Below are 22,589 nucleotides of genomic sequence, written 5' to 3' on the forward strand. Positions count from 1 at the left end.
TTGTCACCTCAGTCAGCATAAAATGTATCGTAATTCGCTCTATTTTTTATACAGATTTCTGCACGCTTGCGGTCGTCATCTGTTTGAAAACTAATGCGTAAAATCCCATTAATGTCTTCCCGCGTCTCAATAATACGGATATTTGTAATACTAATGTTTTCACTTGCTAGATGCCCTGTAATCTCCGAAATGACCCCAGGGTGATCCGGAACATCGACATACAGATCATAAAAAGCAGGAATAGCTCCTTTTTTCCTTAGAGGAAGTCCATCGCGATATTCCTTTGCATCTTGAAAATAAGAGAACAATCCTTCAGCATCTTCTTGCTGTACGAAGGTCTCAATGCGATTAATCTCTTTTTTCCATTCATGAAAACGGTCTAAAATCTTGTGTTTATTGTGCAGCAGGATATCCCGCCACATTGCAGGATTACTTGAAGCAATTCGTGTGATATCACGAAAGCCTCCAGCAGCAAACCGTTTAACAAGTGGGAATTGTTCTTCAAAATGATGCGCTTGATGCACAAGACTGGCTGCAACAATATGAGGAAAATGGCTAATGACACTTGTCACAGCATCATGTTCTTCTGGTGTCATCTCGATGAAATGAGCATTTGTCCCCTTTAACAAATCCATCAACCGATCAACAGCTTGACGGTTTGTTTCCTTTGCAGGCGTTAAAATGTAGAACGCATTTTCAAATAAAAAGTCTTTTGCTGCAATAACACCTGACTTATGAGAGCCTGCCATTGGATGGCCACCAATAAATTGGTAATGCTCAGGCAGCGCTTTTTCAGCAAAATGGACGACCTTTTGCTTTGTGCTGCCGACATCAGTGATTGTGAGCTCTCTTTCAATTCCAGAGTCTGCAATATCACTAAGCATCTTTACTGTTTGCTGGACAGGTGTTGCCAAAATAATGGTCGAAGATTCTTCTAAACCCGCTAGAAACGAATCAGCTGTTGCATCAATAATTCCCAGCTTTGTTGCAGCAACCATTTGCTCTTTGGAAACATCAAATCCTACAATTTTTTTATGAGGATACTCTTTTTTAATCGAGAGTGCAATGGACCCACCGATTAAACCGAGTCCAGCGATTAATATTGTTTCGTTTGCATCGTTCATATTCATCACCTGATTTTTCGCGAAAATTAAACAACCTATTTCAACAGCTTATATGTATAGGAGGTTGGTACAATGAAAGCCATATCCTGCATTAGGATATGACTTTATGGTTATGCTACGCACGAATGCCTTGCAGTAAATCGGCAAGTGTACTTAGAATTTCTTCATTTTGCTCTTTTGTTCCGACGGTAATACGTAAAGAAGTCGGAAAACCAAGTGCTTTACCGGAACGAACAATGTAACCTTTTTTCAATAATGCATTGAACAATTCATCTGCATCTCGTTTAAAATCAATCAGCACAAAGTTTGTTTGAGATGGATAGATATATAGTCCAAAACGGTCAGCGAAATCTTGGTATTGCTTGAGACCTGCTTCATTTTTCTGTCTGCATGATTGAATGAAGTCTTGGTCTTTTATCGCTGCACGCGCAGCTGCCTGAGCGATACGGCTAGTATTAAACGGCTCTCTCGCTGGTTCAATGGCAGTAATCAGCTCTTCTGATGCAATCCCGTAGCCTACTCGAAGTGCTGCAAGTCCATACGCTTTAGAAAACGTTCGAAGTACAATGACATTTTGATAGGATTGTAATAAAGATAAACTGTCTGGAAAATCTTCTGCACGAACGTATTCAACATACGCTTCATCTAGTACAACAAGCACGTGAGCCGGCACTTCGTCTAAAAACGCCACAAGCTCAGATTCTGACAAATGATTTCCCGTCGGGTTATTTGGATTACATACCCAGACAACCTTCGTGTTTTCATTGATCGCATCCAGCATGCCCTTCAGATCGTGAGCTCCTCCGTCTAAAAGAGGCACTTCTCGAATTTCAGCATGTTCAATCACTGCATTGTGACGGTATTGCGGAAAAGATGGAGATGGGATGACGGTATTTGTATGTTGATCAAGGAATGCTCTTGCAATAATTTGCACAAGTTCATCTGAGCCATTCCCGAAAATTAATTGTTTTTCACTTACTTGAAGAAATTCAGCCAGCTCCGTTCTTAAACTTGCGCTGTATCCATCTGGATAAATCGCTAAATGTTCGAGCTCGGCCTGTATCGCCTCTCTTGCATGTACGGAACATCCAAAAGGGTTTTCATTTGAAGCCAATTTCACAATTTTGTCTAATTGATATTCTTTTTTGACCTCTTCAATTGGTTTCCCAGGTTGATACGGTTTAAGCTGTTTTAATTGATCTTTGATTTGCAAAATGTTTCACCTCATTTGAATGAATAGAGGGGACTAAATGTTTTTGCATATGTTTCAAATTCTCTTAAAGCCTCTTGACGTGTATCACTTTCTAGCAATTGTTCTTGAAGCTCTTCAATTTTTTTCACAAGTGCACTGCCGACAACGACGCCGTCACTCAGTTTATTCATTGAGTCTACCTGCTCTCTTGTTGAGATGCCAAAACCGACCGCAACCGGTATGTGACTCAGCTGTTTCACTTGTTGAATAAAATCTGTAATTGACGCGTCAAAGGATTGTCTGACACCTGTTACACCAAGAGATGAAACACAATACACAAAACCTTCTGCCTGCTCTACAATGTTTACTAATCGTTCCTTGCTTGTTGGTGCAACGAGTGAAATATATGAAATGTCATGTGTTTGACAGTTCTTTTGCAGCTCGCTGCTCTCTTCAAACGGCAAGTCGGGTGTTAGGAGTCCCGAAATATGATTTTTGCGCAGTAAAGCGAAAAAGTATTCTGTGTCTAATTGTAACACAGGATTATAATACGTAAATAGAATTACAGGAATTTTTACACCGTTTTTTTTCATCTTCCCTGCTAATTCTATCGCTTTTACGATATTCATGCCATGATTTAGAGCTCTTTTGGAGGCTCTTTGAATGACAGGACCGTCCGCTAGTGGATCGGAATAAGGAACACCGAGTTCAATCGCATGTGCACCGGCTGCTTGAAGGGAGATAGCTAAATCAATCGTGATATCTTCTGACGGATCTCCTGCTGTGATAAATGGGATGAATAATTTTTCTCCTTGCTCTAATTGAAATCTAATCATTTTGTTTTCCCTCACTTTCAAGCACGTTCATTAATGTATGCACATCCTTATCGCCTCTTCCTGACAGGCAGACAAGGACGATTTCATCTTCATTCATCGTCTTGCTTACCTCAAACGCCTTAGCTAGCGCATGTGCAGATTCAATTGCTGGAAGTATTCCTTCTTTTTCAGTCAGCAGTTTTAGGGCATCTAGTGCTTCTTCATCTGTCGCACTCACATATTGAACCCGTCCGCTCGCATGTAAATAGGCGTGCTCTGGTCCAATTCCTGGATAATCTAAACCAGCGGAAATCGAATATGGTTCAATAATCTGGCCAAATTCGTCTTGGATTAAATAGGTCAAAGACCCGTGGATCACACCTTTGGTTCCTTTCGTGATGGTTGCAGCATGGAGCGGCGTATCGATTCCTTTTCCAGCTGCCTCTACACCAATGATATCTACCTCTTCATCTAAAAATGCCCGGTACATTCCAATGGCATTACTTCCGCCGCCAACACAAGCAATCACTTTATGAGGAAGTCTTCCTTCTTTTTCAATCAGCTGCTCTTTTGCTTCATCACCAATCATGCGCTGGAACTCGCTGACAATTTGAGGATACGGATGAGGGCCTACAACGGAGCCGATCATATAAAAATGATCACTGCAGTGCTGAACCCAATAGCGAATGGCTTCGTTTGTTGCATCTTTTAATGTACCATTTCCGCTTGTGACAGGTATGACTTCAGCGCCAAGCAGTTTCATTCGGAAGACATTGAGTGATTGTCTTTCCACATCTTCTTTTCCCATAAAGACCGTGCAGGATAACCCGAACTTTGCGGCCACCGTTGCAGCAGCTACTCCGTGCTGACCTGCGCCTGTTTCCGCGATGATGTTTGATTTCCCCATTTTTTTCGCAAGCAGGGCCTGCCCAAGCGCATTGTTAATTTTATGAGCACCTGTGTGGTTTAAATCTTCTCTTTTTAAATAGATCTTTGCGCCGCCGAGGTATGCTGATATTTGGTCAGCATATGTAAGCGCAGTTGGTCTGCCTGAATAGTTTTGAAGTAGTGATACATATTCTGCTTGAAAAGCAGGATCTTTTTTTAATTCACGAAATGCCTGTTCGATTTCTGCAAGTGGCTGCATGAGCGTTTCTGGGACAAATTTCCCTCCGAATTCTCCGTATCTGCCAATTTCATTTGGATATTCGTACATCATTTAACATCCTTTCTTCGAGCGCTTCGATCTTAGCGCTGCTTTTTTTTCCGTTTTCTTCTATTCCGCTTGAAAGATCGATCGCTTCTGGACCATAGGCGAGCAGATCTGCTATCGTTTCTGGTGTGATGCCGCCTGCAATTACGCAAGTCTTCCCCAGCCGTTTTGCATGTTTAACGTATAGAGGCACTGCCTCCCAAGCAAAAGCTGTTCCAGAGCCGCCTCTCATCCCTTTTACTTTTGCATCAATAAGGAAGCCATCGACAACAGGCGCAAATGACGTCATTTTTTCAAGCGTTCTTGTTACATCGGGCTCGTGATGGAACACTTTCCAAACGACAGCCCCTGTTTGTTGTTTGATTTCTTTTGCGTCATCCTGCGTTTCATCTCCATGAAGCTGTACGATATCTAAAGGTATCTGTTTTGTGATCTCGCGCACTTTTTGAATCTTTTCATTTACAAATACACCGGCAATCTTTTTCTTACACTTTGTTTGGGTGAGCCATTGTTTCACTTGATCTGGCTGGACTTGTCTTTTACTTGGAGCAAAAATAAATCCGATGGCATCTGCGTGAGATTGCGCAATACATTCCACATCTTCTTGTGATACTGCCCCGCAATATTTTACATAAGGCTTCATCCTGTTTATTCTCCAAACAATGTCTGAACGGCTTTTTCTTGTGATTGTTCTCTCATTAATGATTCTCCTACAAGGACTGCACCCGCTCCATGATTCTTCACAAAGGTTAGATCATCAAATGTTTGAATCCCGCTCTCACTCACTAGTAAGACCTCTTTTGGAACGAGGGGGGCAATCTCTTTTGTTTGTTCAACTGTTGTTGTAAATGTATTTAAATTCCGGTTGTTCACTCCAATGATTTCAGGAGTGAACAACTTTAAAATATTTTCCAGTGTATCTGCTGCATGTACTTCGACAAGGACATCAAGTCCATTCTCTTTCGCTTCAGCATAGAGCTCGTGCAGCTTTTGCGGCTCAAGTACTTCTCCAATTAATAAAATGGCATCTGCTCCTATACGTCTTGACTCTTCTACCTGTATGGAGTCAATGATGAAATCTTTTCTTAAAATTGGACGATCTACGTGTTTTTTAATGAGGGATAAGTATTCATTTTTTCCTTGAAAGAATGGTTCATCCGTTAAAACAGATAAGCAATCAGCGTTGGATTTTTCGTAAGCTTTTGCTGTTTGTAAAGGATCAAAATTTGGTTGAATAATTCCTTTGGAAGGAGACGCCTTTTTCACCTCAGCAATTAGACCAATTGAGCGATGAGGATTCATGAGTGCTTCTTTAAATGATCGACTTTCAAAGTGTTCATCCACTGGTAACTGCAATGTTTGGACATGTTCTTTTTTGCGGGCAATGATTTGATTAAGCATAGATCTCTTCCTCTCTCGTTTTTTGTTTTAAACGAGCCAATTGTTCTTTGGCTGCGCCGTTTTTAATCGTTTCAATCGCTTTTAATGTTCCTGCCATGAGGCTTTCTGACTTCCCTGCGACATATAAAGCCGCTCCAGCATTCAGGGCTGTAATATGAAGCGGCGCCCCTACTGTTTGATGATTCAATATATTCTGAATCAATTTAGCACTCTCTTCCGGTGATTGGACCTGAATATCTGATAAATATCCTTTTTGCAGCCCAAAGTCTTCTGGATTGAGTGTATATTCTGTCATGACATCTTTTTTGAGTTCAATCACATATGAATTTGCTGTAATCGTTAATTCATCCAGCCCATCTTCTCCGCAAACAAACAGCACATGTTCTGGCTCTAATGGCGCAAGGGCTTTTGCCATTAATTTTGCCTTTTCCTTTGAGTAGACGCCGATGATTTGCTTTTTGGCTTGCATTGGGTGGCAAAGCGGGCCTAATAGATTAAATACCGTCCGGAAGCCGAGCTGCTTGCGGACTGTGGCTACTTGTTTCATAGATGAATGATACAATGGTGCAAATAAAAAGCCCATGTTTTTCTCTTGTATTTGTCTTCTTGTTTCTTCCGGTGTGGATTGAATGTGAATCCCAAGACACTCTAGTACATCGGCACTCCCGCTTTTAGAAGAAACTGATCGATTTCCGTGTTTGGCGATTTTGGCTCCAGCAGCGGAAGCGACAATCGCAGCGGCAGTTGATATATTAAAGGTTGAGAGTCCATCGCCTCCCGTGCCGCAAGTATCAACAACATCAAGCGATCGTTCCATTGGTGCTGCATTTTGCCGCATGGCTTTCACGAAGCCAGTCATTTCTTCAGCGGTTTCTCCTCTATGCGCTAAAATGGAAAGACTTGCAGCGACTTCAGCATCTGTTAAAAAGCCGCTCATCATATCATGCATGAGTTTATTTGCTTCATTTTCTGATAGAAAGCCTCCATTAACAAGAGCTGATAGTCGGTGATTCATCCTGCACACTCTCCTTTTCTGAGAAAATATGTTCCGCAAGCTGAATGGCTTTCAGAAGTGCCCCTGCCTTGTTACAAGTCTCTTCCCACTCGTTTTCTGGGACAGAATCAGCCACAATGCCGGCGCCTGCTTGTATAGAAGCGGTCTGATTTTTGACGCTCATCGTACGAATGGTAATACAGGAGTCGATATTGCCGTCGAATCCAATATAAGCAATACAACCGCCATACGTTTCCCTTGGCTCAGGCTCCATTTCATTTAATAATTGCATCGCTCTTATTTTCGGGGCACCTGTTAATGTGCCTGCTGGGAAAGCGGACATGAGCGCATCGACTGGATGTGTATCCCGCTTTAGCTTTCCTGTCACAATGGAGATAATGTGCATGACATGTGAAAAATTCACTACTTTTGTAAAGGTCGGTACGGACACACTGCCGTATTCTGCCACACGGCCTACATCATTTCTGGCAAGATCCACTAACATGTAATGCTCCGCTTTTTCCTTTTCATCTTCAAGTAGCTCTTTTGCTAGCTCAGCATCCTCTTCTCTTGTTCTTCCTCTTTTTCTTGTGCCTGCAATAGGATGGATTTCTAGATGCCCGTTTTTGGCATGGATTAATCGTTCTGGCGAGCTGCCGACTAAATCACGATCTTTTAATTTCATAAAATACATATATGGAGATGGATTCACAATCCGAAGCACGCGGTATAACTCAAATGAACTCACTGATACAGGGATATCAAATCGCTGCGAGAGGACACCTTGGAAAATGTCACCCGCTCGAATGTATTCTTTGATTTTTTCTACGTCCTTTAAAAATTGCGCTTTTTCATAGGTTGACGTCACATGTTCAAAAGATGGCGGCTCGTTCATATTCCCTGTTAAAATCAGTTCTTTCATATCAGTCTTTGAATGGAGCTTGTGAATCATCTGTTCAAGCTGTTTTTGATTTTCTTTGTAAGCGCGTATTTTTTCGTCTTCTGCTTCATGTCCGGTTAGCTGGGTGTACTGGATAAAATGAACATGATTCGTTTCATGATCAAAGGCGATCATCGTTTGGCAGACAAATAATGTGCAATTATCTGCCAGCGATGCGTTTCGATGAGGCCTGACAGAAGGTTCAATGTTTGGAATCAGATCGTAGCTTAAGTACCCAACAGCCCCGCCTGTAAATGGGATATCAATATTTGGCGCTTTGATTTGATATTGCTCTTTCATCCAATCCAGCAGTTCTTTCAGCTCTTGCTTTTGCATGACTTCCTGCCCCGAAGCGTCACGTGCAATGTATTTGTTTTGGTCATCATGTAAGGTTAAAAACGGATGCAATCCAATGAAAGAATATCTCGACCAGCTGGAAGACTCATCTTTGCTTTCTAGCAAATACACAATATCTTGTTTGAGTTTTTCAACAATTTGAATCGGTGAGAGCGTATCGACTGTAATGGTTTCAACAATTGGGATCGTTTTGTAGGACTCACTGTCCTTTAAAAATTGGGTCAAGTTTGATTGGGAATTCATAAGCACACTCCTTAAATGGGATTAAGGAGAATGAGGGGACATATAGAGGCTTTGTATGAGTATACGAAATAAGCCTAAAAGAGGGTTTCTCTTTTAGGCAGTATGATTAAATAGAAGTATCGTATCTCTGCTCAACTCTACTCATCTCAACTACCCTAGTCTCATTCTCATCTTCTCTAAGCTTGCAATGCCGTTTACACCTGTGTGTAAACTTCGGCTGTTCATATCGTATTATAATTCCTTGTTTTTTGTCAACTGTAAATCAGGGCGAAGCGTCACAGCTTCTTCCAAGTACACATGCTGTATGTCTTCCTGCTTTGTATCTGTCTGGACAGTCATTAAGACACGAATACATTGCTTTAAACCGCCATCAATGTCTAGTTCCTGCATGCAAGTAACCGGTACATATGTCCATCCTTCAAACTGACGAAGTGCTTTTGCCGGAAAAACGGAGTGAATATCTTGTGTAGCTGAAATCAAGATCTGCACGACACGTTCTGGATCTACTTGGTTTCTTGAAATAATCGCTTCTAACAGCTGTTTCGTTTTGTTTAACACTTCAGTTTCTGTATCTTCTATCACAGTTGTAGCCCCACGTATCCCGCGAAACATCATAGACATCCCTCCTCCCGTTTCCATTCTTCGAGCCAGTAGTGCAGCTCATCTTTTGTGAAAGACTGTAAAGTGACGTCTCCAATATGTTTTAATAAAACAAATTGAACACTGCCCCCTCTTGCTTTTTTATCACCAATCATCCGGTCAACAAATGTTTTCGTTGAAATATCTGGTGTGACTTGTACAGGGAATCCAAGCTCTTGCATCCACTCTTTTAGTTCCAAACGATTAAGGCTGAGCCCCAGCTGCTTTTCGCTCACATACAGCGCAAACTGCATTCCGATTGCAATGGCATCTCCATGCGTGATGACGCCGTATCCGTATTCTGCTTCGATGGCATGCCCAAGTGTATGGCCTAAATTCAAAAATGCACGCACGCCTTGTTCTTTTTCATCTTCTTGAACAATTGACGCTTTGACTTGAATGCCTTGATACAGCATATGTGCCAGCTCACTCTTTGATAAATCCGACAAAGAACGAATGGACATTAGTTCTGATAAAAAGTCTTCACTAGAAATCAATGCATGTTTGATGACTTCTGCAAAGCCTGATCTTCGTTCAATTTGAGATAAAGTCTCAAGCATACTAGTATCATAGATCACAGCTTTTGGCTGATGAAACGCACCGATTAAATTTTTACCGAGCGGATGGTTGATCCCTGTTTTCCCGCCAACTGCACTGTCATGTGCCAGCAGCGTCGTCGGAACTTGGATAAAGTCAATGCCCCTCATATAAGTGGCAGCAGCAAATCCAGCCAAATCTCCAATCACACCGCCTCCCAGCGCAATAATGCAGGAGGAACGATCAAGCTGAAATTGAATGGCTTTCGTATGAATATGCTCAAATTCGGCAAAGGATTTTGACTGCTCTCCGCTTGGCACAACCACTTTGTTCACAGGCCACTTCTCTTGAAGTAAGCGAACCATCTCATCACCATAAATGGCATCAACAGCTGTATCTGTGACGATTAAGAGCTTCGTATAGGAATGCCCAGTGGAAGTTATCAAGTCGACGATATTGCGTTTAATCCCATCACCGATAAATACAGGATAAGTGGCTGAAGACGTCTTAACTTCCAGTGTTTTCATTAAAATTCCCTCTGAAGCTGGCGCATTTTTTCAACATTTTCTTTAATGCGGTCGATTTGGTCAAGGCCAAACTGCTCCACAACTGCATTGGCAATTTCCCATGCCACAACTGCTTCTGCAACAACACTTGCGGCAGGAACAGCGCAGCTGTCAGAACGTTCAATACTTGCTGAGAAAGGTTCTTTTGTTTCAATGTCAACGCTTTGAAGCGGCTTATAAAGCGTTGGGATTGGTTTCATAACCCCTCTTACGACAATTGGCATTCCAGTTGACATTCCGCCTTCAAGACCACCTAGGCGGTTTGTTTTTCTCGTATAGCCCTTTTCTTCATCCCAGATGATTTCATCATGGACCTCACTGCCATTTTTAGAGGCTGCCTCGAAGCCAATACCGAATTCAACCCCTTTAAAAGCGTTGATACTAAGTACAGCGCCTGCAAGCTTGCTGTCCAATTTACGGTCGTAATGAACATAGCTGCCAACCCCAACCGGCATTCCTTCAACGATGACTTCAACAATTCCGCCAATTGAATCGCCGTTTTTCTTCGCTTCATCAATTGCATCCATCATTTGCTGACCTGCTTCACTGTCATAGCAGCGAACAGGTGATTCTTCTGTTACCTTTTGCAAATCTTCAATAGACTCGTATGCTGTATGAGCTGCTTTCACTCCGCCAATTTCAAGAACGTGGCCAGCTACTTTAATCCCTAGATGCGCCAAGATTTGTTTGGCAACTGCGCCTGCTGCTACGCGAACAGTTGTCTCGCGGGCTGATGAGCGCTCTAATACGTTTCTCATATCACGATGTCCGTATTTAATCGCACCATTTAAATCCGCATGTCCTGGTCTTGGACGAGAGATTTGACGCTTCATTTCACTTTCTTCTTCTTCTGTGATCGGCTCTGCCCCCATCACCTTTGTCCAGTGCTTCCAGTCGTTATTTTCAACAACAAGAGCGATTGGCGAACCTAATGTTCTCCCGTGGCGAACGCCACTTAACACTTTTGCCTGATCTTTTTCGATCTGCATTCTTCTTCCTCGGCCATGACCTTTTTGTCTTCTAGCCAATTCATAATTGATGTCATCCTGCTCTATGTAAAGTCCTGCTGGAACTCCTTCAATAATTGTGGTCAATTGTGGACCATGTGATTCACCTGCTGTTAAGTACCTCATTGACTTAATCTCCCTTCATCGCATTAACGCTTTTAAGTAAAAATATAATAACACACTTACTACTAAAAAGTCAGCTACATACCCTTCTTTTGATAAAAGAAAGTATCAGCAGATGTCAGTCCAAACTTTTCTGGGTGAAAAATTTGCTCTGTTGAACCAACAAATAATACGCCATTTTGTTTTAAACTACTGCTCATTTTCAAGTAAATTTCTTCTTTCGCCTCTTCAGTAAAATAAATCAGTACATTTCGGCAAACGATAAGGTCAAGCTGTTTTTCATATGGATCAGCTAAAAGGTTGTGCTTCTTAAATTGAATATGCTTTCGAACCTCATTTTTCACAGTGTAAAATGAGGAATCTTCTTTTGTGAAATACTTTTGCTTGATATGATCTGGTACCTCTTGCAGAGAGCGTTCATGATATCTGCCTTTTTGAGCTGACTGCAGAACTTTATCATCAATGTCAGTTGCAATAATTTGAAAATCTTTCACAAGAGGATGGCTTGACAGCAGCATGGAGAGTGTATATGGCTCTTCTCCAGTCGAACATGCTGCGCTCCAAATCTTTAAAGTGCCGCCATTTTTCGAAAGCAGCGGCAGGATTTTTTGATCAAGTACTTCCCAGCGCTGATAGTTTCGGTAAAATTCTGACACATTAATTGTCATGCGGTCCATCGTCTCATCTAATAGTGCTCTGTCCTTTTCAAGCGCGGCCGCGAATGCTTCGAAATCTTTAAATCCTTTTTTATCATAAAGTGATGTTAATCTTCGTTTCATTTGTGCTTCTTTATATAAATTCAGATCAACCCCGGTTAGTTTTTTCCATTTTCCAACAAATACTTGATATGGATCCATCAATGTCCTCTCCTGTCTCATCTATCTTTGTCCTAGTATAGCTGTTTTTATCGAAAATTTGTATCTTCTCATACGAAATTTCGTGTAGAAAGTTCAATATAAAAAAAGCCAAAGTGCTCATTGAATGAACACCTTGGCTTGAACCTTAATAAATCCAGCTTGAGATGGTTTGATCCCAGCTTGTGAGTTCTTCTTGTTTGAAGAATAAGTTAATTTCTCTTTCAGCACTTTCTGGTGAGTCTGACCCATGAATAATGTTTTTCCCAACAGTCAATCCATAGTCTCCTCTTATTGTGCCTGGAAGCGCTTCCTTTGGATTTGTTTTGCCGATAATTTGTCTTGTTACGTCTACAACCTGTTCGCCTTGCCATACCATTGCAAATACAGGTCCTGACGTAATAAAGTCAACCAATTCCCCGAAAAATGGTTTTTCTTTATGCTCTCCGTAATGTGTTTCTGCTACTTCCTTTGGTATACTCATTAGTTTTGCACCAACAAGCTGAAGCCCCTTTTTTTCGAATCTTGACACAATGTCACCGATTAATTGTCTTTCCACACCATCAGGTTTGACCATAAGAAATGTTTTGTCCATATACGTTTTCCACCCCGTCGTTATGTATGTATAGGCTTACATTGTTACAAAGTGATCGTATCATTTTTTTTTATAATAATCAATTTTTGACAAAAAATTTCACAAAAAAACCAATCAACGTAACGTTGATTAGAATTTTCGTTTCCCAATATATTTTGCAATGGAGGCGAGTGACGTTCTCGCTCGTCCTCGAGGAAGTTTGTCGAGCTGTTCAAAAGCTTTTTTCAAATACATTTCACTCACTCGAATCGAGCGGTCGATCGCATCTGTTTGTTTGAGGCTTTCAATGACAGGCTTCAGCTGCTTCTCCGTCGTTTCACTATTGATCAGCTTCAATTGACCTTCTAGTGTCGGATTTTTCAGTGCATATAAAACTGGGAGTGTGACATTTCCTTGTAAAAGGTCTCCTCCAACAGGCTTGCCCAGCTCTTCTTCTGTTGATGTGAAATCAAGGACATCATCAATGATCTGATAAGACATGCCGACATAGTATCCAAACCAATAGAGGGCTTTATGTGTTTTTTCATCTGTACCTGCTGCAATAGCGCCTAATTGACAGCTGCCAGCAATAAGCAAGGCTGTTTTTCGTTTGATTCTTCTTAAATATGTACGCAGGTTCTGTTCCATATTGTATTTATCTTTCACTTGCTCTATTTCACCAAGACAGAGCTCAACGACCATTTTTGACAAAATTTCATGTGCCATTGGGTGATTGATTTTTGTCATGTATTCAAGTGATCTCGCAAACATATAATCCCCTGTGTACATGGCAATTCTGTTATCCCATTTTGCCTTTATCGTTGGTTTACCTCTTCTCAGCTCTGCATCATCAATCACATCATCGTGAACGAGTGATGCCATATGAATCAGCTCGAGGGCAACGGCAACATATTTTATTTTATTAATGTCATAGTCACCAAACATGCCTGAAAGGAGAACAAAAACGGGGCGGATTCGTTTTCCGCCCGCTTGCAGCAAATGAAGACCTGCTTCACTTAATAATGCATAATCAGAGCGAACTGTTTGTTCAAGCTCTTTTTCAATTATATCGATATCATGATTTAAAAAAGAGATCATTGCTTTTAGTTTCATTATCTTCACCCAAATATCGTTTATTCAAAGCTTTTTTCCGATATGTGTTGCTGCTACACCGCCTGTAAATGGATGATACGAGACATCAGACAACCCGGCCTCTTCAAACAGAGCCGCCAGCTCTTTCATGCCAGGGAATGTTTTGGCTGATTCTTGAAGCCATGAATACTCCTGATAGCTTTTGGCAAACAGTTTACCAAAGAGCGGCATAATGTATTTGAAGTAGATGTAGTAGCCCTGCTTAAAGCCGATCATCTCAGGCTGTGATGTCTCAAGACAAACAACCATTCCTCCGGGCCTCACTACTCTTGTCATTTCCTTTAGCACCGTTAAATAATCAGGTACGTTTCGAAGACCAAAACCGATGGTGACATAATCAAATGAGTTGTCCTCAAAAGGGAGCTCCATCGCATTGCCGTGAAGTAATTCAATCTGTCTGTAGCCCCCAGTCTTCACCTTCGTTTCTCCAACACTCAGCATGTTTTTACTGAAATCAAGGCCTTTGACCTCGCCTTTTTCTCCAACAGCATCTGCAAGCGCAATTGTCCAATCGGCTGTCCCGCAGCATACATCTAATGCTTTAGAGCCTTTTTGCACATTCATGAGCTTCATTGTTTTATCACGCCATTTTTTATGCTGTTTAAAGCTGATGACAGAGTTCATTTGATCATAGTTTTTATAAATTTTTTCAAATACACCGTGTACTCGCTGTTCTTTTGATTGCTGCATGACTTACCCTTCTTCCACTTTCTGATGGTACGCAGGCTCATTTTTCATATGATCCAAGCGATTTAATAGCTCTTTTTGAACGACCGGAGATGAAACAAGATGCTCCTTGATCGGCCGTTTGGCCTTTTCATAGCCTTCATTCTCGAAGTTGTCAAAACATGAATAGGCGTCCGTATAACTATCGTTCAAAAAAAGTTTTAAATGTTTGTCATTTTCTGCTTGTTTCATGAAACGTTTATAAACAAGAAAACGACTTGCAATCTCATTCCAATGCGTTAATTGAAAATGCTCAGAAATCCTTTGGAAAAGCGCAGATTCAACTGTAGCTACACTTTTGTAAAAGTGCGCTGCATCTTGTATGGACCGGTCATACAGTCTAATTTTATGTTCATTGATCTCTTTGATCGCCGTAGCGAGCGTGCGGATCATATAAATGTCTTTCATGTCAGAGAGAAGAGAATAATAGAGACCGCTGAAATAGTCTCCTGCCAGGATGGTCAGCTGACGATTTTTGAATTCGTCTTGCTTGATGGCTGCAGCAGTTGTGACTTCGTCATGGGTATCAAGGGCAATTTGCACAAGCATCGCCGTTAAAATATAATTTTCTTTTTTCTCTGCATCAATTTGAGCTTCATCAAACATTGCATGAAAAAGAAGGAGCTTATCTTCATCGATGAGTGGCGCGCGTAAATGCTTCGCCAAATAAGGATGAGAAAGCTTTTTATTTAATTTTATATTTAGATTAGATAAAATTCCGTAGATGTCTTGCAAAGATATCACCCTTGTCCCAAAAATTACAGTTTCATATGTAGACCTGCACATTGTATAGAGATTTATTATACCATATCAGCTCTCACTTTTATGCTATCAAGTGCATACAAGTTCTTTATTTCTTTGCTTCGCTTTGAATTTCACCGAAGCTTGTTTGAATGACAGCATCGCCTCTTACTTTGATCGCTGACGTATGCTCAGTAAATTGTGCAATGATCACTTCACCTTTATCGAGCTTCTCGGAATGGTGAAATCTTGTATCAGAGCCTCTTGTTAGGCCGATGACGTTTACACCATTATCAATGGCTTTAATTACCACAAAATCAGATGCTTTATTTTCACTCATTTTGTTCACCGTCCATCTATTGAATTAGTCGTTTTTAATAAAGGAAAGCACTTCTGCTCTTGCGGCTGCATCATTTGCAAATGTGCCGCGTACTGCTGAGGTCACTGTTTTAGCGCCTGGCTTTTTCACTCCGCGCATCGTCATACACATATGCTCTGCTTCAACGACAATCATCACGCCATGCGGATTAAGTGTTTCCACCATACTATCTGCAATAGTTGATGTAATGCGTTCCTGAAGCTGCGGGCGTTTTGCCACGGCTTCGACAGCTCTTGCCAGCTTGCTAAGTCCCGTTACTTTTCCGCCGCGCGGAATATAAGCAACGTGGGCTTTCCCGTAGAAAGGCACGAGGTGGTGTTCACACATTGAATGGAAAGCAATATCTTTTACAAGGACGAGTTCTTCGTGGTCTTCGCCAAAAATGGTTTTAAAATGTTCTTTTGGATCTTCATTTAATCCTGAAAACACTTCTTCATACATTTTTGCGACTCGTTTTGGGGTATCGAGAAGTCCTTCACGATCTGGATCTTCTCCGATTGCTTTTAATATATCGCGTACTGCGTGTTCGATTAATTCTTTATTTATTTCACTCATGTATTATATCCTCCAAAGGCGATTACATTTCATTCAGATTCTAGCACACTTCAGATCCTAAAAGCAAAGGAGAGCGTTCTAAACGAACCTTTTGATTCAAAAGGAAAAGCCCCTTATGAAAGGGGCTTTTCTAGACCAGTGTGAAACTGTATATGTATAACTCCTTCAACAGGATCATTACACATAACGATTATTTACCTGCCACCGCGTCTTTAAGTGCTTTACCTGGTTTGAAAGCAGGTACTTTGCTTGCAGGGATTTCGATCTCTGCACCAGTTTGTGGGTTACGTCCTTTACGAGCTGAACGCTCACGTACTTCAAAGTTACCAAAACCAATAAGTTGGATTTTGTCACCATTTTTAAGTGCATCTAAAATTGTATCAAAAACAGAATCAACTGCTTTTGTCGCGTCTTTTTTAGATAACTCGCTTGCTTCAGCAACCGCGTTAATAAGTTCTGTCTTGTTCATGCCTTTCACCTCCTCCCAAAAATATGCATTCAATAGATTGTTATCATTTCTTCACAATTCATCTTCTTTCTATACCCTTTTTTAGAAAAAAAGAGCGTCCTAGAAAGCGTTATACATGGCTTTTCATTAGAAAACATCTCTTTGAAGGAATGTTTGTCCAACAAAGTGAAGATTTTCTGTAAGTAGATTAACACATATGAAATACCATATCAAGCATTTTAAAGGGTAGAATCCTTATTCGTCAAGGATTAAGGGCACTTTTGCGAACGAATATTCCTAATTTCAACCTGAATCTGACTAATCTTTATACAATTGTCTTTTTATGACTCATTCAATAAGCAAAAAAAGACCCCTATCAATGAGAGGTCTCACTTGCTATAAAATAATCGCAATCAAACCGCCTGAACCTTCGTTGATGATTCTTTCAAGTGTTTCCTTCAGCTTATATCTTGCGTTTTCCGGCATGAGAGACAGCTTTGCTTGAATGCCTTCTCTGACAAGGGAGCTGAGGGAGCGGCCAAATATATCTGAATTCCAGATCGAAAGCGGATCATCTTCAAAGTCTTGCATTAAGTAGCGGACAAGCTCTTCACTTTGTTTTTCTGTTCCGATAATCGGTGCAAATTCGCTCTCTACATCTACTTTGATCATGTGAATAGATGGCGCTACCGCTTTTAACCTTACGCCGAATCTTGATCCCTGCCTAATGATTTCTGGCTCATCTAAACTCATATCTGACAACGCTGGCGCTGCAATCCCATAACCAGTCTGCTTCACCATTTTTAATGCGTCTGATACTTGATCATATTCTGTCTTAGCATGAGCAAAATCTTGCATGAGCTCAAGCAGATGGTCTTTCCCTCTAATTTCTACACCAACGACTTCTTTTAAAATATGATCATATAGATCATCTGGCGCATATAGGTCAATCTCCGCAATCCCCTGACCCATTTCAATTCCTGCTAACCCCGCTCTTTCAATAAAATCAAATTCACTGAATTGACCAACGACACGGTCGACATCTCTTAATCTTTTAATATCCTTTACGGTTTCCTTCACTGAATCCTGATAGCTCTCTCTCAGCCAGTGATCTTCTTTCAGCACCATCACCCAGCTTGGCAGGTTCACATTCACCTCTAGAACTGGGAATTCATATAATGCTTCACGAAGTACACTGAGTACGTCTTGCTCTCTCATACTTTCTACGCTCATGGCGAGTACTGGAATATCATACTTTTGGCTAAGTTCCTGCCGGAGCGCTTCTGTTTCAGGATGATATGGCCTCACTGAGTTGATAACCATAATAAATGGCTTTCCAACCTCTTTGAGTTCATCAATCACACGTTCTTCAGATTCAATATAATCATGTCTTGGGATTTCTCCAATGGAACCATCTGTTGTAATCACTACACCTATTGTTGAATGCTCTTGAATGACCTTGCGTGTACCAATTTCCGCTGCTTCATGAAACGGGATTGGCTCTTCATACCACGGCGTATTAATCATTCTTGGGCCATTTTCATCTTCATACCCGCGCGCACCAGGGACAGTGTATCCCACACAATCGACAAGCCTGATGTTGACATCAAGACCGTCACTCACGTGAATAGATGCTGCTTGATTCGGTACAAATTTTGGCTCTGTGGTCATAATGGTTTTTCCTGCTGCGCTTTGCGGCAATTCATCCTGTGCTCTTGCACGATCTGCCTCATTATTGATATTCGGGAGCACCACGAGCTCCATAAACTTTTTAATAAACGTAGATTTCCCTGTACGAACAGCGCCAACGACTCCTAAATATATATCGCCTCCTGTTCGTTCAGCGATATCCTTGAAAATATCGACTTTTTCCAAGTGATCCCCTCCCGGACTTGCTATCCTCGTTTTCAAATTAAATACTCTATTCTTCAATCAAACTGTGCTTGAAAGGTGTCTGGACAATATATGTGTATGACGTTGTCCTATTTGAATATGACACCTTTTTGTTTTGAGAGTATGTTTAGCCATAAAAAAACCTTTCTCCTCATTTATATGCAGAGGAAAAAGGTTCATTCTTGTTTATGACGTCTTTTTTTCTAAAAAGGCAGGCTCACCTTTTTTGTTGATGGTATATGGGACAGAAAACGCGGGTACAAACGGAGTTTCCTGCCAATATACATCTTGAATGTTTTCACCTGGTTTCAGCTTTTGCTTCGTATTCTTCAAAATATGAGCAAAATCACTGCGATAGTCCACATAGATGTCACCGTTTGATGAAATCAGTAATGGGAGGGAATTCCCTGTCACAGGACTCATGACCGCAGGCGGCGATTTTAATCCTAATTTTTTTTCATTTAACGTATATAAATTGGCTGATACGACTTTGCCGTATGGCGGATATGTATGTTCATCTTGATACATCTTGATCCTAAGACGTAATTCATTGATGGTTTGCGTCATTTTGACATCAAGCAGTTTCACAGTTGGTTTCTTTTCGACGTCTGTGAGGACATAAATATATTCGCCCCCGCCTTCATAAGATGTAGACGGTACATCGTGTAAATATCTTGGTGACAAGCGCTTAAAGTCGATGACATATTTCTGATAAACCGGCGTGTCTGCTTCTTTCGTTTCTATAGGCAGAAGACCATTTGTTGCTTTTTGAAATTCCTCAATCGCTGTCTGGACACTTTGCAGCTGCTCTTCGTATGGCACCCGGTTCTCAGCTTTGCGATTTTCTGGATACAGACATCCTGTTAATAACATAAGTGCTAACAGCGTGACACTGACTTTTGCTTTGATCATCACATTCTTCCTTTTCTTTATTCATTGACCGGCCCGCTAAAGACAACTAAAAACACAATGATACCTGATATCAGCATCAAGCTGTATGCGACGGTTGAGGCCGTTATTTTAAGAAATTTGCTTTTCAGCTTAAACCTGCTGAAATAAATGGTTACTACGGCTAAAAACATGAGCCCCATTGAACCAAGCGCAAACCACATCTTGATTAAAGCAAAACTCATCGTGCCTGTCCCCCTTTAAAACGAACGAATTGTAAGCGTTTATATTTCATTTTAAACCAAAAATAAGGTAAATATCAATCATTTTTCCAATCATTCAGAAAAAAGCGCATAAAAAAACTGAAGCAAAGAGGGGGACTCTGCTTCAGTCATTGGATCGACTATTTTCCTCATTCTGTAGAGGCAAAGCTCTATTCAAACTTCATTGCTATGTTATGCAAGTCTTCCCCTTCTTGCATCCTCTACATGCCTAAGTTCAGTCTTTCCATTTATTTTGTTTGGTTTTCAAACATGTTCACAAGGTCTTCCATCTCATGTGTTTTCACACGTGCCATTAAAGATTCTACAGCATCATCAACCTTTTTCCCTTCAAACAGGACGCCGTAAAGAGCCTCTGTAATCGGCATGCTGACCTTGTATTCTTTAGAAAGCTGATAAGCGCCTTTTGTTGTGCGGACGCCTTCGACAACCATCCCCATTTTTTCAAGCACTTCTTCGAGCTTATATCCTTTACCGAGTAAATTCCCGCAGCGCCAGTTACGCGAATGAACACTTGTACATGTCACGATCAAATCGCCAACACCTGTTAATCCGGCAAATGTAAGGGGATTCCCTCCCATTTTTGTGCCAAGACGTGCGATTTCAGCAAGTCCCCTAGTGATAAGCGCCGCTTTTGCATTGTCACCATATCCAAGTCCGTCTGTGATACCAGCCGCAAGAGCAATGATATTTTTCAATGCGCCGCCAATTTCTACCCCAATCACATCAGGGTTGGTGTACACTCTAAAATGATTGTTCATGAACAAATCTTGAACAAATTGAGCTGCTTCAATATTTTCTGATGAGACAGTAACAGTTGTCGGATGACGCAGACCTACTTCTTCTGCATGACTTGGCCCTGATAGGACAACGACAGCTTCTCTTTTCTCAGATGGAACTTCTTGTTCAATCATTTGAGAAATTCTAAGAAGTGTATCTGGTTCGATTCCCTTACTGACATGCACAAACGGCACCTTCGATGAAATCAGCTCATTTGCTTGCTTCAATACCTCACGAATGGCCTTTGTTGGCACAGCGACAATAATCGCCTCTGTCCCCTCTAAAGCCTGCTTCATATCGGTTGTCGCCTGAATAGACGCTGGCAGTTCGACATTTGGCAAGTAATCATGATTTTCATGTTTCTCATTGATTTGATCAATGAGCTCTTGTCTATGTCCCCACATGTGTACATCATGATGATTATCAGCTAATACAAGCGCAAGAGCTGTTCCCCAGCTGCCTGCTCCCAGTACGGAAACTTTCTTCATCCTGCTCACCCTTTTTATTTTCTCGCTCTCGCAAATATTTTAATCGGTGTTCCTTCAAAACCAAATGCATCTCGAATGCGGTTTTCTAGGAAACGCTCATAAGAAAAGTGCATAAGCTCTGGATCATTTACAAACACAACGAAGGACGGAGGCTTAATGGCCACCTGTGTTGCATAGTAAATTTTGAGGCGCTGTCCGTTATGGGTCGGTGTTGGATTCATCGCCACCGCATCCATGATGATATCATTTAAAATATTGGTTTGAACGCGCATTGCATGGTTTTCGCTCGCTGTGATAATCGACGGCATTAATGTATGAATTCTCTTTTTCGTAAGAGCAGACATAAACAAGACAGGTGCATAATCAAGGAATTGAAAATGCTCACGGATGTTTTGCTCAAATTCCTTCATCGTACGCTCATCTTTTTCAACAGCATCCCATTTGTTCACAATGATGACAACCGCTTTACCAGCTTCGTGTGCATAGCCCGCAATTCGTTTATCCTGCTCAATAATGCCTTCCTCGCCGTCAAGTACAACAGCGACAACATCAGAGCGATCAATGGCTTTTAATGCACGAAGCACACTGTATTTCTCTGTTGTTTCATATACTTTCCCTTTTTTCCTCATACCTGCTGTATCAACAATGACAAAGTCACGCTGATTGTACGTAAACATCGTATCGACAGCATCTCTTGTTGTACCAGCGATGTTGCTGACAATGACGCGGTCTTCTCCCAGCATGGCATTCACTAATGAAGATTTCCCTACATTCGGGCGGCCAATTAAGCAGAACTGAACAACTTCTTCATCATATTGCGTATCCGGTAAATTCTTAAAATGTTCTGCAACTGCATCAAGCAGATCACCAAGACCTAATCCGTGCGTTCCAGAAATCGGAAACGGCTCGCCAAATCCGAGCGCATAAAAGTCATACACGTCGCTTCTCATTTCAGGGTTGTCCAGTTTATTGACAGCAAGTACGACTGGCTTTTTCGTGCGATATAAAATTTTTGCGACTTCTTCATCCGCAGATGTCACGCCATCTCGGCCATTCACCATAAAGATAATGACATCCGCTTCGTCCATTGCGATTTCTGCCTGATGGCGAATTTGCGCCAAGAATGGCTCATCTCCAATATCAATTCCACCAGTATCTATTAAATTAAAGTCATAATTTAACCATTCAGCAGAGCTATAGATTCGATCTCTTGTTACACCAGGTGTGTCTTCTACAATCGATATTCTTTCGCCTGCGATTCGATTAAAAATTGTAGATTTTCCAACGTTGGGCCTTCCAACAATGGCTACGACAGGTTTACCCATAGTACCCTTCCTTTCAATCCAGCCGCGATTCAATATGTTCATCATCATGTTTCAACCGGGATTTAAAATTTTCATTCAGTTTTATGAAATAAACCCTTCAAACATGAAGGGTTCAACTTATATATTATATCAATTTTTAATCAGACCACAATGAATAACTTAAAAATGTTTGACAATCAAGTAAAGATCTTCTCCAATGCCGTGTGCAATTCCATCTAAAATGGCCTCTAAATTCATGGCATACATGTCGAGTTCTTCTTTATTTTCACAGAAAAAAACGGCTGTTCCGCCAATGACCCGCTCTTTATTTGTTGTCGCCACAGCCAATATAAATTGTTCAATGGTGTTCGCCAT

The 22,589-nt window shown here is 41.2% G+C and carries 25 protein-coding genes; all 25 read right to left on the reverse strand.

The window, feature by feature from the left end:
- Positions 1 to 8: 8 nt before the first annotated feature.
- Positions 9 to 1,124, reverse strand: a complete 1,116-nt coding sequence (locus tag MHI46_RS10375; RefSeq protein ID WP_039179536.1) for a prephenate dehydrogenase — start codon at positions 1,122 to 1,124, stop codon at positions 9 to 11.
- Between the two features lie 115 nt (positions 1,125 to 1,239).
- Positions 1,240 to 2,337: a histidinol-phosphate transaminase gene (gene hisC, locus MHI46_RS10380; protein WP_144490275.1), complete on the reverse strand. Its 1,098-nt coding sequence runs from the start codon at positions 2,335 to 2,337 to the stop codon at positions 1,240 to 1,242.
- Positions 2,338 to 2,348: 11 nt separating this feature from the next.
- Positions 2,349 to 3,152, reverse strand: a complete 804-nt coding sequence (gene trpA, locus MHI46_RS10385; protein ID WP_247544545.1) for a tryptophan synthase subunit alpha — start codon at positions 3,150 to 3,152, stop codon at positions 2,349 to 2,351.
- The gene (gene trpB / locus MHI46_RS10390) at positions 3,145 to 4,347 is read right to left on the reverse strand and encodes a tryptophan synthase subunit beta (protein WP_251180424.1); all 1,203 of its coding nucleotides are present in this window, start codon (positions 4,345 to 4,347) and stop codon (positions 3,145 to 3,147) included. The genes trpA and trpB overlap by 8 nt, the downstream gene beginning before the upstream one ends.
- Entirely contained in the window at positions 4,328 to 4,987 is a 660-nt protein-coding gene (locus MHI46_RS10395) for a phosphoribosylanthranilate isomerase (protein WP_064497531.1), read from the reverse strand. Before MHI46_RS10395 ends, trpB begins: the two co-directional genes overlap by 20 nt.
- A gap of 5 nt (positions 4,988 to 4,992) precedes the next feature.
- The gene (trpC, locus tag MHI46_RS10400; protein WP_064497532.1) at positions 4,993 to 5,745 is read right to left on the reverse strand and encodes an indole-3-glycerol phosphate synthase TrpC; all 753 of its coding nucleotides are present in this window, start codon (positions 5,743 to 5,745) and stop codon (positions 4,993 to 4,995) included.
- The gene (gene trpD, locus MHI46_RS10405; protein WP_064497533.1) at positions 5,738 to 6,760 is read right to left on the reverse strand and encodes an anthranilate phosphoribosyltransferase; all 1,023 of its coding nucleotides are present in this window, start codon (positions 6,758 to 6,760) and stop codon (positions 5,738 to 5,740) included. The genes trpC and trpD overlap by 8 nt, the downstream gene beginning before the upstream one ends.
- On the reverse strand, positions 6,732 to 8,279 hold the full coding sequence (trpE, locus tag MHI46_RS10410) for an anthranilate synthase component I (protein WP_064497534.1): 1,548 nt from the start codon (positions 8,277 to 8,279) through the stop codon (positions 6,732 to 6,734). The genes trpD and trpE overlap by 29 nt, the downstream gene beginning before the upstream one ends.
- Before the next feature lie 231 nt (positions 8,280 to 8,510).
- The gene (gene aroH, locus MHI46_RS10415; RefSeq protein ID WP_024422804.1) at positions 8,511 to 8,894 is read right to left on the reverse strand and encodes a chorismate mutase; all 384 of its coding nucleotides are present in this window, start codon (positions 8,892 to 8,894) and stop codon (positions 8,511 to 8,513) included.
- On the reverse strand, positions 8,891 to 9,982 hold the full coding sequence (aroB, locus tag MHI46_RS10420; RefSeq protein ID WP_338591472.1) for a 3-dehydroquinate synthase: 1,092 nt from the start codon (positions 9,980 to 9,982) through the stop codon (positions 8,891 to 8,893). The genes aroH and aroB overlap by 4 nt, the downstream gene beginning before the upstream one ends.
- Positions 9,982 to 11,154 carry a chorismate synthase gene (gene aroC / locus MHI46_RS10425; protein WP_039179560.1) on the reverse strand — a complete coding sequence of 391 codons (1,173 nt, stop codon included), beginning with the start codon at positions 11,152 to 11,154 and terminating at the stop codon, positions 9,982 to 9,984. Before aroC ends, aroB begins: the two co-directional genes overlap by 1 nt.
- A 74-nt stretch (positions 11,155 to 11,228) precedes the next feature.
- Entirely contained in the window at positions 11,229 to 12,008 is a 780-nt protein-coding gene (locus tag MHI46_RS10430; protein WP_039179563.1) for a protein-glutamate O-methyltransferase CheR, read from the reverse strand.
- Between the two features lie 145 nt (positions 12,009 to 12,153).
- Positions 12,154 to 12,600: a nucleoside-diphosphate kinase gene (ndk, locus tag MHI46_RS10435; protein WP_024422808.1), complete on the reverse strand. Its 447-nt coding sequence runs from the start codon at positions 12,598 to 12,600 to the stop codon at positions 12,154 to 12,156.
- A 129-nt stretch (positions 12,601 to 12,729) separates the two neighbouring features.
- Entirely contained in the window at positions 12,730 to 13,692 is a 963-nt protein-coding gene (gene hepT, locus MHI46_RS10440; protein WP_041085904.1) for a heptaprenyl diphosphate synthase component II, read from the reverse strand.
- A gap of 24 nt (positions 13,693 to 13,716) precedes the next feature.
- The gene (locus MHI46_RS10445) at positions 13,717 to 14,421 is read right to left on the reverse strand and encodes a demethylmenaquinone methyltransferase (protein WP_251180429.1); all 705 of its coding nucleotides are present in this window, start codon (positions 14,419 to 14,421) and stop codon (positions 13,717 to 13,719) included.
- A gap of 3 nt (positions 14,422 to 14,424) precedes the next feature.
- Positions 14,425 to 15,192, reverse strand: a complete 768-nt coding sequence (locus tag MHI46_RS10450; protein WP_041085908.1) for a heptaprenyl diphosphate synthase component 1 — start codon at positions 15,190 to 15,192, stop codon at positions 14,425 to 14,427.
- Between the two features lie 115 nt (positions 15,193 to 15,307).
- Positions 15,308 to 15,538, reverse strand: a complete 231-nt coding sequence (mtrB, locus tag MHI46_RS10455; RefSeq protein WP_008344541.1) for a trp RNA-binding attenuation protein MtrB — start codon at positions 15,536 to 15,538, stop codon at positions 15,308 to 15,310.
- A gap of 24 nt (positions 15,539 to 15,562) precedes the next feature.
- Positions 15,563 to 16,132 (reverse strand): GTP cyclohydrolase I FolE, encoded by a 570-nt coding sequence (folE, locus tag MHI46_RS10460; RefSeq protein ID WP_003215789.1) that lies wholly within the window; start codon positions 16,130 to 16,132, stop codon positions 15,563 to 15,565.
- 190 nt (positions 16,133 to 16,322) lie between these two features.
- The gene (gene hbs, locus MHI46_RS10465) at positions 16,323 to 16,601 is read right to left on the reverse strand and encodes a non-specific DNA-binding protein Hbs (RefSeq protein WP_003215863.1); all 279 of its coding nucleotides are present in this window, start codon (positions 16,599 to 16,601) and stop codon (positions 16,323 to 16,325) included.
- Between the two features lie 375 nt (positions 16,602 to 16,976).
- Positions 16,977 to 18,455 (reverse strand): stage IV sporulation protein A, encoded by a 1,479-nt coding sequence (spoIVA, locus tag MHI46_RS10470; RefSeq protein WP_008344534.1) that lies wholly within the window; start codon positions 18,453 to 18,455, stop codon positions 16,977 to 16,979.
- A gap of 204 nt (positions 18,456 to 18,659) precedes the next feature.
- Entirely contained in the window at positions 18,660 to 19,385 is a 726-nt protein-coding gene (locus MHI46_RS10475; RefSeq protein ID WP_106025039.1) for a hypothetical protein, read from the reverse strand.
- Between the two features lie 17 nt (positions 19,386 to 19,402).
- The gene (locus MHI46_RS10480) at positions 19,403 to 19,606 is read right to left on the reverse strand and encodes a DUF2768 domain-containing protein (protein WP_034280421.1); all 204 of its coding nucleotides are present in this window, start codon (positions 19,604 to 19,606) and stop codon (positions 19,403 to 19,405) included.
- 266 nt (positions 19,607 to 19,872) lie between these two features.
- Entirely contained in the window at positions 19,873 to 20,910 is a 1,038-nt protein-coding gene (locus MHI46_RS10485; protein ID WP_251180430.1) for an NAD(P)H-dependent glycerol-3-phosphate dehydrogenase, read from the reverse strand.
- Positions 20,911 to 20,924: 14 nt separating this feature from the next.
- On the reverse strand, positions 20,925 to 22,235 hold the full coding sequence (gene der / locus MHI46_RS10490; protein ID WP_041085918.1) for a ribosome biogenesis GTPase Der: 1,311 nt from the start codon (positions 22,233 to 22,235) through the stop codon (positions 20,925 to 20,927).
- A 159-nt stretch (positions 22,236 to 22,394) separates the two neighbouring features.
- A complete protein-coding gene (locus MHI46_RS10495; RefSeq protein ID WP_008344527.1) occupies positions 22,395 to 22,589 on the reverse strand; it encodes a hypothetical protein in 195 nt (64 codons plus the stop codon).

Source organism: Bacillus sp. FSL K6-1000 (assembly GCF_038630785.1).
Taxonomy (GTDB): domain Bacteria; phylum Bacillota; class Bacilli; order Bacillales; family Bacillaceae; genus Bacillus; species Bacillus safensis.